This is a genomic window from Streptomyces sp. NPDC091292 (genome assembly GCF_044757265.1).
Lineage (GTDB): Bacteria > Actinomycetota > Actinomycetes > Streptomycetales > Streptomycetaceae > Streptomyces.
The window spans coordinates 115,986-128,251 of the sequence record NZ_JBIVUQ010000021.1 but is presented as its reverse complement, the minus strand read 5'-3'; the positions used below and the strand labels follow the sequence as shown (position 1 = coordinate 128,251).

General features: G+C 71.2%; 11 protein-coding genes. 5 read left to right on the top strand and 6 right to left on the bottom strand.

From position 1 onward, the window contains the following. The first annotated feature begins 141 nt into the window (after window positions 1-141). The 3 genes from ACIQNU_RS36490 to ACIQNU_RS36480 all read left to right on the top strand — a co-directional run bounded on the left by ACIQNU_RS36490 (window position 142) and on the right by ACIQNU_RS36480 (window position 3,099). Window positions 142-939 (top strand): SDR family oxidoreductase, encoded by a 798-nt coding sequence (locus tag ACIQNU_RS36490; RefSeq protein ID WP_401374752.1) that lies wholly within the window; start codon window positions 142-144, stop codon window positions 937-939. Window positions 940-983: 44 nt separating this feature from the next. Next, complete coding sequence (locus tag ACIQNU_RS36485) at window positions 984-2,021, top strand: L-idonate 5-dehydrogenase (RefSeq protein WP_401374750.1); 1,038 nt, start codon at window positions 984-986, stop codon at window positions 2,019-2,021. A 67-nt stretch (window positions 2,022-2,088) separates the two neighbouring features. After that, complete coding sequence (locus ACIQNU_RS36480) at window positions 2,089-3,099, top strand: aldo/keto reductase (protein WP_401374747.1); 1,011 nt, start codon at window positions 2,089-2,091, stop codon at window positions 3,097-3,099. A gap of 41 nt (window positions 3,100-3,140) precedes the next feature. Here the strand turns inward: ACIQNU_RS36480 and ACIQNU_RS36475 are convergent, their stop codons facing one another. The 5 genes from ACIQNU_RS36475 to ACIQNU_RS36455 all read right to left on the bottom strand — a co-directional run bounded on the left by ACIQNU_RS36475 (window position 3,141) and on the right by ACIQNU_RS36455 (window position 9,172). Continuing rightward, window positions 3,141-3,773 (bottom strand): cytochrome b/b6 domain-containing protein, encoded by a 633-nt coding sequence (locus ACIQNU_RS36475; RefSeq protein WP_401374745.1) that lies wholly within the window; start codon window positions 3,771-3,773, stop codon window positions 3,141-3,143. After that, on the bottom strand, window positions 3,757-4,422 hold the full coding sequence (locus ACIQNU_RS36470; RefSeq protein WP_401374763.1) for a molybdopterin-dependent oxidoreductase: 666 nt from the start codon (window positions 4,420-4,422) through the stop codon (window positions 3,757-3,759). Before ACIQNU_RS36470 ends, ACIQNU_RS36475 begins: the two co-directional genes overlap by 17 nt. Window positions 4,423-4,619: 197 nt before the next feature. Then, complete coding sequence (locus ACIQNU_RS36465) at window positions 4,620-6,215, bottom strand: APC family permease (RefSeq protein ID WP_401374742.1); 1,596 nt, start codon at window positions 6,213-6,215, stop codon at window positions 4,620-4,622. A gap of 108 nt (window positions 6,216-6,323) precedes the next feature. Next, a complete protein-coding gene (locus tag ACIQNU_RS36460) occupies window positions 6,324-7,274 on the bottom strand; it encodes a hypothetical protein (RefSeq protein ID WP_401374740.1) in 951 nt (316 codons plus the stop codon). 242 nt (window positions 7,275-7,516) lie between these two features. After that, a complete protein-coding gene (locus tag ACIQNU_RS36455; protein ID WP_401374737.1) occupies window positions 7,517-9,172 on the bottom strand; it encodes an FAD-binding dehydrogenase in 1,656 nt (551 codons plus the stop codon). A 217-nt stretch (window positions 9,173-9,389) separates the two neighbouring features. Here ACIQNU_RS36455 and ACIQNU_RS36450 point away from each other — a divergent pair, with 217 nt between their 5' ends. Beyond that, the gene (locus tag ACIQNU_RS36450) at window positions 9,390-10,301 is read left to right on the top strand and encodes a DMT family transporter (protein ID WP_401374734.1); all 912 of its coding nucleotides are present in this window, start codon (window positions 9,390-9,392) and stop codon (window positions 10,299-10,301) included. Window positions 10,302-10,558: 257 nt separating this feature from the next. On the opposite strand, the gene ACIQNU_RS36445 is transcribed toward ACIQNU_RS36450, so the two are convergent. Next, complete coding sequence (locus ACIQNU_RS36445; RefSeq protein WP_401374731.1) at window positions 10,559-11,773, bottom strand: RNA-guided endonuclease InsQ/TnpB family protein; 1,215 nt, start codon at window positions 11,771-11,773, stop codon at window positions 10,559-10,561. A 49-nt stretch (window positions 11,774-11,822) separates the two neighbouring features. Between ACIQNU_RS36445 and tnpA the strand changes: the two genes are divergently transcribed. Further along, window positions 11,823-12,251: an IS200/IS605 family transposase gene (tnpA, locus tag ACIQNU_RS36440; RefSeq protein WP_401374730.1), complete on the top strand. Its 429-nt coding sequence runs from the start codon at window positions 11,823-11,825 to the stop codon at window positions 12,249-12,251. The last annotated feature ends 15 nt before the right edge of the window (window positions 12,252-12,266 follow it).

The window sequence follows — 12,266 nt, the reverse complement described above, 5'->3', positions numbered from 1 at the left end:
AGGATGTCTTGGAGGACAAACCTCTTCTACAGCAGCTCCGCTGCCTCGTTCACCAGCCTTGACGAACAACCCCCGCCCTTAACTGAACGGCGTTGCATCTAGCCCATGACCATCCGGTGAATCGCGAGAGGTGAACGAGTCATGACGGCACATCCGCTCTTCGACATCTCCGGGCGTACGGCGCTGGTGACCGGGTCGAGCCGGGGCATCGGGTTCGCGCTGGCGCGCGGCCTCGCCGAGGCCGGCTGCACGGTCGTCCTCAACGGACGCGACGAGACCACGCTCAAGGACGCCGCGTCGGCGCTGAATTCGGCACTGAAGTCGGCGCTGAACGGGACGGCCGCCGGGGCGGTCCGCACGGCGGCGTTCGACGTCACCGACGGCCCTTCGGTCGCCGCCGGGATCGCGGACGTCGAGGAGCGGGTGGGCCCGCTCGACATCCTCGTCAACAACGCGGGCATGCAACTGCGCGCCCCGCTCCTGGAGTTCGGGGACGCCGACTGGCACCGGATCCTGGACACCAACCTCACCAGCGCGTTCCTCGTGGGCCGTGAGGCGGCGCGGTTCATGACCGCGCGGGGCCACGGGAAGATCGTCAACATCTGCTCGCTCCAGAGCGAGGTGGTACGGCCGGGCATCGCGCCGTACGCCGCCACCAAGGGCGCGCTGAAGATGCTGACCAAGGGCATGTGCGCGGACTGGGGTCCGCAGGGGGTGCAGGTCAACGGGCTCGGCCCCGGCTACATCGAGACCGAGCTGACCCGGCCGCTCGTCGAGGACGAGGAGTTCAGCGCCTGGGTGCGCCGCCGCACCCCCGCCGGGCGCTGGGGCCGTACGGATGACCTGGTCGGCGGGGTGCTGTTCCTCGCGTCGCCGGCCGCGGACTTCGTGAGCGGTCAGGTGCTGTACGTCGACGGCGGCATGACGAGCGTGCTGTGAGCACGTCGAACGCTGTCGCCACGAGAACAGGAGACGAGGCCACCATGCGTGCATGTGTGATCCACGGCGCGGGCGATCTGCGCGTGCAGGAACACCCCCGGCCCCTGCCGGGCCCCGGTCAGGCCCTGGTCGCCGTCCGCTACGGCGGGGTGTGTGGCTCCGATCTGCACTACTGGCGGCACGGCGGCGTCGGCGACTTCCGGCTGCGGGAGCCGATGGTGCTCGGGCACGAAGTGGTGGGCACGGTCGTGGGATACGGAGACGGGGTCGGCGCCGGATTCGGGGGTCCCGTACCGGGTACCGAGGTGGCCGTGCATCCGGCGACGCCCTGCGGGGTGTGTCCCGAGTGCGCGGACGGACGGCGGCATGTGTGCCGGGACACCCGCTATCTGGGCAGCGCGGCCCGTATGCCGCATGTCCAGGGCGGGTTCGCGGCCGAGATCACCGTCCCGGCCGATCAGCTGCGGGCGCTGCCCGCCGGGCTGCCGCTGCGGCGGGCCGCACTGGCGGAGCCGCTGTCGGTGGCGCTGCACGCGGTGCGCAGGGCGGGCGATGTGGCGGGGCGTCATGTGCTGGTGACGGGTGCGGGTCCGATCGGCTGTCTCGTCGTCGCGGCGGCGAAGGCGGCGGGCGCGGCGCGGGTCACGGTGACGGATCTCCTGCCGGAGGCCCTGCGGTACGCGGCTCTCGCGGGCGCCGACACCCTCGTACGGGCCGACGATCCGGACGACGCCGGGTGGCCGGACGAGGTGGACGCGGCCGTCGAGGCGTCGGGGGTGGCCGCCGGGCTCGACTCCTGTCTGCGCCGGGTGCGGCGGGGTGGGACCGTGGTCCAGCTCGGCATGCTGCCGCCCGGTGAGAGCCCCTTCGCGGGCAACCTGGTGGTGAGCCGCGAGATCGAACTCCGGGGCGCGTTCCGCTTCGACACCGAGTTCGACCAGGCCCTGACGCTCCTGGCGTCGGACCCCCGCTTCGACGCCCTGATCAGCGAAGTGACCCCGCTGGCGGAGGCCCCCCGCGCCTTCGAACTGGCGGCGGACCGCTCCCGGTCCTGCAAGGTCCTGTTGGACTTCGGCGGCTGAGAAAAACAGCCCCGCCCCGACGACCGCTCTTGCTACGAGTGCGCTCGAAGACGTTGGCTGGGGTGTCATGAAGTTCACGCAGCTCGGACGTACCGGGGTCAAGGTCAGTCGGCTCGTGCTCGGCACCATGAATTTCGGGAGCGAGGCCAGTGAGGCCGACAGCCACCGGATGATGGATGCCGCGCTGGACGCCGGTATCAACTTCTTCGACACCGCCGATATCTACGGCGTCGACGAGGACAAGGGGCTCACGGAGAAGGTCATCGGGTCCTGGCTCGCCCAGGGCGGAGGCCGCCGCGACAAGATCGTGCTCGCCACCAAGGGCTACGGGAACATGACCAACGACGGCACCCCGTGGCACCAGCAGTCGTGGCCCAACCACGACCACCTCAGCGCGCTCAACATCCGCCGCGCGGTGGACGCCAGTCTGAAGCGGCTCGGCACGGACCACATCGACCTCTACCAGTTCCACCATGTCGACCGGGCCACCCCGTTCGAGGAGATCTGGCAGGCGGTCGACGTCCTGATCCGGCAGGGGAAGATCCTCTACGCCGGGTCGAGCAACTTCGCCGGCTTCCACATCGCGCGCGCCAACGAGATCGCCGCCCGCATCGGCCGCGTGGGACTGGTCTCCGAACAGTGCCTGTACAACCTGGCCGAGCGCCGGGCCGAGATGGACGTCCTTCCGGCCGCCGAGGAGTACGGCCTCGGGGTCGTCCCCTGGTCGCCGCTCCATCAGGGCCTGCTCGGCGGCGCGTTGCGCAAGGAGCGCGAGAACAGCGGTTCGCGGACGAAGACCGGGCGCTCGGCGGCCGGGCTCGCCGACCCGGCGGTCCGGGCCCGCGTACAGGCGTACGAGGATCTGCTGGAGAAGCACGGTCTGGAGCCCGGTGAGGTGGCGCTGGCCTGGCTGCTGACCCGGCCGGGGGTCACCGGTCCCATCGTCGGGCCGCGCACCGGGGAGCAGTTGGAGTCGGCGCTGCGGGCCGTGGAACTGGAGCTGTCCGCCGAACTGCTGGCCTCCCTGGACGAGATCTTCCCCGGGCCGGGCCCGGCGCCCGAGGCGTTCGCCTGGTAGGCGCACGGTGAGCGGTGGGCGGGGGCCGTGGGCGTTGTACGTCACCCCCGCCAGTGCCGGTGTTCCCGCTCCGCCCATTCGCGGCTGACCGACCCGGTGCGCAGGCCCCGGCGGGCCTCCGGGTCGCGGACGGCCATCCCGATGTGTCCGGCGACGACGATGCCGATCGCGAGGGCGAGCCAGTCGTGGACGAAGGTCGCCCCGGTCCGCCACACCAGCGGCGCGAGACGCGTGAACCACATGAGCAGCCCGGTGCCGAGCATCACGAGGACGGCTCCGGCGATCCATGCGGCGTACGTCTTCTGCCCTGCGTTGAACTTGCCGGCGGGCCGGGCGGCCGGGTTCTTGTCGCGGCGCAGGGCGGCGCGCAGCCAGCGCCGGTCGTGGGGTCCGAAGCGGTTGAGCAGCCGCAGGTCGGCGCGGAAGGCGCGGGACGCGAGCCCGAGCAGCGCGGGCACGGGCAACAGCAGGCCGGACCACTCGTGGAGGGTGACCACGAGGAAGCGGCGGCCGACGAGTTCGGCGAGCTGCGGCACGTACAGACAGGCCGCGGTGAGCACGCACACGCCCATGAGAGCCGCCGTCGTGCGGTGCACCCAGCGTTCGGCGGGCGTGAAGCGGCGTACGCGGGCGGTGGGCGCCGCTTCGGCGAGGGTGTCAGGTGGTGGGGGCATCGTCGCGTCCGTTCGAGCGGCCGACCCAGGCGTCCACGTCGTAGCCCCGCTCCTCCCAGTAGCCGGGCCGCACCCGGTCGGTGAGGGTGATGCCGGACAGCCACTTCGCGGACTTGTAGAAGTACATCGGCGCGACATAGAGCCGGACCGGGCCGCCGTGCGCGTGGCCCAGCGGCTTGTCCTGCATCCGCAGGGCCACCAGGACGTCGGCGCGGCGCGCCTGGTCGAGCGTCAGACTCTCCGTGTACGTGCCGTCGAAGCAGCGGAACCGCACCGCGCGTGCCGTCGGCCGGACCCCGGCCGCGTCGAGGAGCCGCGACAGGCGCACCCCTTCGAAGGGGGTGCCGGGGACCCGCCAGCCGGTGACGCACTGGACGTCCCGCACGAGCCGGGTCTGCGGCAGGGCGCCGAGTCCGGCGAGCGTGTACGTCGTGGGGTGGTCGACCAGTCCGTCGACGGTGAGGCGGTAGTCGGCGGGGCCCTTGCGGGGGACGGACGCGGTGACCGAGTAGTAGCGGAAGCCGCCGCCGTTGGGCAGCAGTCCGGTCAGGCCCGTGGGGTCCTTGTCGGCCGCCGCGCCGAGGAACCCCTCAAGACCGCGCTGGAGTACGGGCGCAGCGGCCACCCCGAGGGCTCCGGCGCCGAGCATGCCGAGGACGACACGGCGGCCGACGGGGGTGCCGGACTCCTCGGGTTCGGGGGGCTCGGGGGGATCAGGCGTCGTGCGGCGGTCGGTGGTCACCTCATGATTCGAGCACCCGCGGGGCCCGGATGCCAGGGTCCGCGGGAGCTCGTCAGCGTTCCGTCACAGTTCGCGCCGGCCTTCGAAGATTCCGGCCCGCCGGATCAGTCGCCCACCTCGGCCGCCTTCTCCAGCTTCTCCAGCTTCTCCAGCTTCTCCAGCTTCTCCAACTGGAACGCCTCGTTCCCGAGCCCGATCCGGGCGTGCGCCTCCGGCTTCCTGGCCTTCAGTACCGCGCCCAGGACCAGACCGGCGACGGCGGCGAGCACGATGATGCCGGGCAGCATCCAGTTCAGGGCGGAGCCGGGGCCCGAGGCGACGAGGACGTCGAAGTCCTTGACGGTGTAGCCCGCGATGACCAGGAGCGCGATTCCGGCGACGGCCGACGCGGTGAGGCGCCACGCCTGCGCGCGGGCGGCGCCGCGCCGCACGAAGAAGACGATCACCGCGAGCGAGGCGGCGGCCATCAGCAGGATCACGCCGAACGCGCCGACGTTGCCCATCCAGGTGAACAGGTGCAGCACGGGCGCCGTCGGATCCCCGACCGGCTTGCCGTCGGCGATCGCGAACGCGATGATCACCACCGCCGAGACGACGGTCTGGAGCAGCGAACCGGTGCCGGGGGCGCCGCTGGCGCTGTTGGTACGGCCGAAGGTGGCCGGCAGCAGCCCTTCGCGGCCCATCGCGAAGGTGTAGCGGGCGACGACGTTGTGGAAGCTGAGCACCGCGGCGAACATGCCGGTGACGAAGAGGACGTGCAGGACGTCCGTGAAGGTGGCGCCCACTCGGCTCTCGGTGAGGGAGAACAGCAGCCCGGCGCTCTCCTTCTGGGCGGCGGGCACGATCCCGTTCGGTCCCGCGGCCACGGTCAGGGCCCAACTGCTCACCGCGAAGAAGACGGCGACGAAGCCGACGGCGAGGAACATCACCCGGGCCACGACGACCTGCGGACGGCTCGTCTCCTCCGCGTAGACGGGCGCCTGTTCGAAGCCGAGGAAGGCCGCGACGCAGAAGCACAGGGCGGTACCGACGCCCGCGCCGGTCAGGGTCTCCGGGTTGAACGCGTGCAGGGACAGGCCCTCCTTCGCCGGATCGGCGACGGCCACGACATCGAAGATGACGACGAGCGCCACCTCGATCAGCAGCAGCACACCGAGCACGCGCGCGTTGACGTCGATCTTCAGCCAGGCCAGGACGCCGACGGCGGCGAGGGCGACCAGGGCCGGTATCCACCAGGCGAGGTCGATCTCCAGATAGGTGGCGAAGAGCCCGGAGACCTCGAAGCCGAGGATGCCGTAGATCCCGATGTGCAGCGCGCTGTACGCGACGAGCGCGACCATCGCGGCGCCCGCGCCCGCCGTGCCGCCCAGGCCCCGGGAGATGTACGCGTAGAAGGCGCCCGCGTTGTGGACGTGCCGGCTCATCTCCGCGTAGCCGAAGCTGAAGAGGGCCAGGACGACACCGAGGATTACGAAGATCAGGGGCTGGCCGACGATGCCCATCACCCCGAATGTGGTGGGCATGACACCGGCGACGACCATGAGCGGGCCGGTCGCGGCGAGCACCGACAGGAGGAGGCCCGCCGTGCCGAGCCGGTCGGCGCGGAGCGCGCGTTCCTGGCCCTTGAAGGTGCTGATCCCGCCGGCCTCCGCGCCGGTTCCGGGTCTTGCGTCGCTCGTGCTCGAACTGCCCGTCTTCATGGCGGGGTCGTCCTTTCGCGTGCTGGATCGGTGGTCCGTACGGGTCGTGCCGAGGTGCCGAGTCGTGCCGTGGTGCCGTCGTGCTTGGTGCTGTTCGTGGGTGCCGCTTCAGTGGTTGCCGAGTGCGGCGCCGCGTGCCGCGCGGAACGCCTCCGCCGGGTCCCGGTCCGGGTAGGACCAGGGCGCCGGGGTCGCGTGCGGGCCGATGCGGTGGAACAGGGCGGCGGCCTCGGCGGGCCTGCCTCCGCAGAACTTCGCGTGGGTGAGGAAGTTGAGGTCGACGCGGTTGCGCGGGTGGTCGTCGCGCTCCCACTCCAGCCACCAGTCGAACGCGGCCTTCATGACCTGCCGGGCGCGCCGGCCGACCCAGTGCCCGGACGCCACGGGGTCGGCGGACTCGGCTCCGGCGGCGGCGAGCACGCGGTAGCGCTCGGCATGCGCGACGACCGGCAGGACCGCCAGCGGCGAGTCCGCGGGCGCCTGTTCGGCGGCCCAGGACGCGAAGTCGTAGACCTCGTGCATCGGGTCCTGCCCGGCGTCGGCCCGGCGCTCGGCGAGCCGGGCGACCATCAGATGGTGGGCGTGGTGATGCTCGGGGTGCCGGTGACGGACCTCGTCGAAGAGCCGCACGACGTCCTCCTCGGTGCCCGCCGAACGTTCCAGGATCAGCAGGCCGAGCCAGGGCGTCGGGTCGGCGGGGGCGAGCGCGGCGGCGGTGCGGCAGGCCGAACGGGCCGCGTCGGGGCGGTCCTTGCCGTGCAGCGCGCGGTGGACGGTGGCGCAGGCGAGGAGGGCCGCGGCGTCCGCGGACTCGGGTTCGGCGAGGCGCCAGTCGCGGGCCCACGCGGCGGTCGTGGACTCCTGGGCGAGCCCGGTGACGCGGTGGCCCCGGCGGTCCCAGTCGTCGCCGGTGTCGGCGAGGAGGGAGCGCACGACGCTCCAGCGGCCCTGGGCGAGCGCGGTGCGGGCGGTGGCCAGGGGGGCGTCGTCGAGTGCGACGTCGAAGACCGGCGCGCCGCGCCTGCGCGAACGGCCCAGGGGAGGTGGGGGTGGGGTCACCGCCGGACTTCCTCCCCGATGCGGCTCTTGGGCGAATGATCGCCCACATCTCATCGGTCAGGCGCACCGCGCGTCAAGGGCCACCGTGTGACGTACTCGTGTCAACTCACGTGCGGTACGGGCGAGTTGTCCGATCGGTGCGCTCTTGCTCCCGAGTGCTGGGCAAACTTCCGACAAACAGGGTGTGTTTTCCGTGAAGGCCCCGGCGCGCCGCCTGGATTCCACGCGGTCCGATCGCCGGGTCAGCCGACGGCCTTCGCCGCCGCGCGGCCCGCCGTACGGCCGGAGAAAAGACAGCCGCCAAGGAAGGTCCCCTCCAGGGAGCGGTAGCCGTGCACACCGCCGCCGCCGAAGCCCGCCGCCTCCCCGGCCGCGTACACACCGCCCAGCGGTTCGCCGCTCTCGGTGAGCACGCGCGACGACAGGTCGGTCTCCAGGCCGCCGAGCGACTTGCGGGTGAGGATGTTGAGGCGTACGGCGATGAGCGGCCCTGCCTTCGGGTCGAGGACGCGGTGCGGGGCCGCGGTGCGGATGAGCCGGTCGCCGAGGAACTTCCGGGTGGAGCGGACCGCCATCACCTGGAGGTCCTTGGTGAACGGGTTGGTGATCTCACGGTCGCGCGCGGTCAAGGTGCGGCGCAGCGCGGCCTCGTCGATGAGGGAGTCCTTGGTGAGGGCGTTCATCCCGCGCACGAGGGCGCCGAGGTCCCGTTCGACGACGAAGTCCACGCCGTGGTCCATGAACGCCTTCACGGGGGCGGGCACGTCGGCGCGGGCCCGGTCGATGACGCCGCGTACGGACTTGCCGGTCAGGTCGGGGTTCTGCTCGGAGCCGCTGAGCGTGAACTCCTTGCCGATGATCCGCTGGTTCAGCACGAACCACGTGTAGTCGTACCCGGTCTTCATGATGTGGTCGAGGGTGCCGAGGGTGTCGAAGCCGGGGAACAGCGGTACGGGCAGCCGGTTGCCCCGGGCGTCCAGCCAGATCGAGGACGGTCCGGGCAGGATGCGGATGCCGTGGTTGTCCCAGATCGGGTTCCAGTTGTGCAGGCCCTCGGTGTAGTGCCACATGCGGTCACGGTTGATGAGGTGGGCGCCGGCCGCCTCGGTGATGCCGAGCATCAGCCCGTCGACGTGCGCGGGGACGCCCGCGACCATCCGCTCCGGGGGGCTGCCGAGGCGTTCGGGCCAGTTCGCGCGGACCAGGTCGTGGTTGCCGCCGATGCCGCCGGACGTGACGATCACGGCCTGGGCGCTGAGTTCGAAGGAGCCGGTGACGGCGCGGCTGCTGGGCTTGCCGCGCTCCACGCCCGACGGCTGGAGGATCTCGCCGGTCACCGTGTCGACGGTGCCGCCGGAGCGGCTGAGGCCGGTGACGCGGTGGCGGAACTTGAACTGGACGAGTCCCCGGGCGACGCCGTCCCTGACCCGCCGCTCGAAGGGGGCGACCAGACCGGGCCCCGTGCCCCAGGTGATGTGGAAGCGGGGGACGGAGTTGCCGTGCCCCGTCGCGTCGTAGCCGCCCCGTTCGGCCCAGCCGACGACGGGGAAAAAGCGGACGCCCTGGCCGTGCAGCCAGGACCGTTTCTCGCCCGCGGCGAAGTCGACGTACGCCTCGGCCCACTTCCGCGGCCAGTGGTCCTCGTCGCGGTCGAAGGCGGCCGTGCCCATCCAGTCCTGGAGGGCCAGCGCATGGCTGTCCTTGATGCGCATCCGGCGCTGTTCCGGGGAGTCCACGAAGAAGAGGCCACCGAACGACCAGTGCGCCTGTCCGCCGATGGACTGCTCGGGCTCCTGGTCGATGAGGACGACCTTGCGGCCCGCGTCGACGAGTTCGGCGGTCGCCGCGAGCCCCGCGAGCCCCGCACCGATCACGATCACATCAGCGTCGTACGCCATGTGCCGTCCCTCTTCTCGCGTAAGTCCACCGGCGGACCCGGCCTCCGGTGGGATACTGGGGTTACTGGTGAGTCAGATCCTTCGGGAGACGGTGACCGGCGTCAACCTCGCGGTGACGGGGACTCATCGCGCTGTTGTGTGTCCGGGGCTGTCGTCGTCACATCGCGTACCTGTCCCCCGGCCCGTCGTGAGTCCCTGGTGTCATGAGGTGCCCAGCGTGTCGGTTCTCGTTCTCACCCTCGCCGTCTGCGCCGCCTGCTGTCTCGGCTTCGGTTTCGTGCTCCAGCAGAACGTCGCGCAGCAGGCCCCGCTCAGCGACTTCCTCTCGCCGAGACTGCTCCTCGACCTGGTGAAGGTGCCGCGGTGGCTGGGCGGGATCGGGCTGATGGTGTGCGGGATGGTCCTGGGCGCGCTGGCACTCGGGCACGGTCAGGTGTCGCTGGTCGAGCCGCTGCTCGCGACGAATCTGCTCTTCGCGCTCGCCCTCTCCCGCCACCAGACGAAACAGTCGCTGGGCCGGCAGGGGTGGACCGGGCTCGCGCTGCTCGCCGGGGGTGTCACGGCGTTCATCGTGGCGGGGCAGCCGCAGGGCGGGGAGGCGGTGACGGATCCGCTGCGGCACTGGCTGATCATCGGGATCATGCTCGGCCTCGCCCTGCTCCTGACGACCTTCGCGAAACGGTCGCGGCTGAGCGCGGGACCGGTCCTCCTCGCCCTGGCGGCCGGGCTGCTCTACGGGGTGCAGGACGCCCTCACCCGGGTGAGCGGACAGCGGTTCTCGGACAGCGGGCTCGCCTCCCTGCTCGTGTCGTGGCAGCCGTACGGGGTGCTGGTGCTCGGGGTGACCGGGCTGATCCTTGTGCAGAGCGCCTTCGAGACGGCGCCGCTGCGGATGTCCCTGCCCGCGCTGACCGCCGCCCAGCCGCTGGCCGGGATCATCTGCGGCGTGGGGTTCCTCGGCGACCAGCTCCGTATGGACGCCGGAGCCCTCGCCTGGGAGGCGGCGGGGCTCGCGGCGATCGTCGGCGGCATCGTGCTCCTCGGCATGCATCCGGCGATGCCCCGGGGGTCGACGGCCCCCGCGCCGGTCGAGGACGGCGAGGCTTTGCGCCGGCAGAAACTGCCGTGAGCTGCCCTGGCGGGCGGCTCGACCGGGGCGGACCAGCGCCCGACTGCGTCGGGAAAGCTGCCCTCGCGGGGTGATGGAGGCTCGGCACCGCCGGGATGCCACGCCGTGGCTGAGCACCGCCGCGGCGGAAAGAATTTCCCACCTGAGCGGTGGACGGCCACCCCCTGTCGCCGCGCCGGAGAGCGGGGGCGGTGCTGCTGCTGCGCTGGTTGTATGGCGGTGTGACTCCTCCCCCGGCTGGAGCCGGGGGCTTCTCGTTACGCCGGGTTGGCGTCGCGACGGACCAGCCCGGCCCGTAGAACGTTGGTGGCTCCCACCGTGTCGGCGTGCGCGGTGTGGCCGCACGAGAGGCAGTGGAACTGTTCCTGTGTGGGCCGGTTCTCCTTCGCTGTGTGCCCGCATTCGGGGCAGGTGCGGGAGGTGTTGCGGGGGTTCACGGCGATCACTTCCCGTCCGGCGCTTTCAGCCTTGGCGTGCAGGATCGTCAGGAACACCCCCCATCCGGCATCGTTGATCGACTTGTTGAGCCCGGCTTTCGCGGCGGCCCCGTTGGGCAGGAACGCGCCTGCCCGGCCGGGGTCGGGCCTGGGTGCGGGGGCCTTGTTCATGTTGCGGATCTTGAGGTCTTCGTGCGCGATGAAGTCGTGTGCGCGGACAAGACTCAGCGCGGTCTTGTGCGCGTGGTCGAGCCGCTGACGCCGGACCTTGCCGTGGAGCTGGGCGACCTTCTCCACCGCGCGCCGGTGGCCGGCGGTGCGGTCTTTGGCCTTGCGGCACGGGAAGCGGGACAGGGCCTGCTGCGCCGCCTTGAGTTTCGCGGCCGTACGACGGCCGTGGCGCGGGTTGGGCACGAAGGCGCCGTTCGAGTCGGCGAGGAAGTTCGTGATGCCCAGATCGATCCCGGCCACGGAGCCGGTCGCGGGCAGCGGTTCGGGCCGGTCCTGTTCGGCGGTGAGTACGACGAACCACTTCCGGCCCTCACGCCTGAGCGACACGGTCTTGACGTGGCCGGCCACTGGGCGGTGCTGGTTGACCTTCACATGCCCGACGCCCTGGAAGCGGACGCGGGTTGCGGGGTCGTGCGGGGTGGAGTTCCAGCGGCAGCCGTCCCCGTCTTTGGGGAAGTCCACCGTGTCGAACCGGTTCACTCCGCGAAAGCGCGGGTAGCCCGGGGCATCGCCGGACTTGACCCGGCGGAAGAACGCGGCGAACGCTTTGTCGAGACGGCGCAGGGTGGCCTGCTGTGAACTGAACGACCAGCGGCCCTGACGCTCCGGGTCGAACGCCCGGACCTCCTTGAGCTGCGCGGACTGCATCCCGTACTTGATGCCGGTCTTCGAGACGTGCCGCCAGGCGTCGCGGCGTTCCTGCAATGCCCCGTTGTAGAGGGAGCAGTGATCGCGCAGCATCTCGCCGAGCGCCTGCTCCTGGCGGACGGTGGGCCGCAGGAGGAACTTGTACGCACGGATCATCCAGCCCACCCCCTCCGGTCGGGTCGCTCGATCCTACTACACTTGGCGTATGTCACCACGCTGGGAACCAGATCCCGACATCAGACGCGGAAACCATGTGGTTTTCAACCTCCACGCGCACTTGGTGTTTGTCACGAAGTACCGACAGGAGGTCTTCAACGACGACATGCTGACGCGCTGCGAAGCGATCATGCGGGACGTGTGTGAGAGCTTCGGCGCGGAGCTGCGGGAGTTCAACGGCGAAGGCGACCATGTGCATCTGCTCGTGCACTACCCGCCGAAAGTCGCCCTGTCCAAACTCGTCAACTCCCTCAAGGGCGTCAGCTCCCGGTACCTGCGGGCGGAGTACACCGGCCGGATCAACCGGATCGGGACGGGATCCGTGTTCTGGTCCCCGTCCTACTTCGCGGCGTCCTGCGGCGGCGCACCACTGAGCATCGTCAAGGACTACATCGAGAACCAGAAGCGACCGGCCTGACCGTCACCCCGAAGA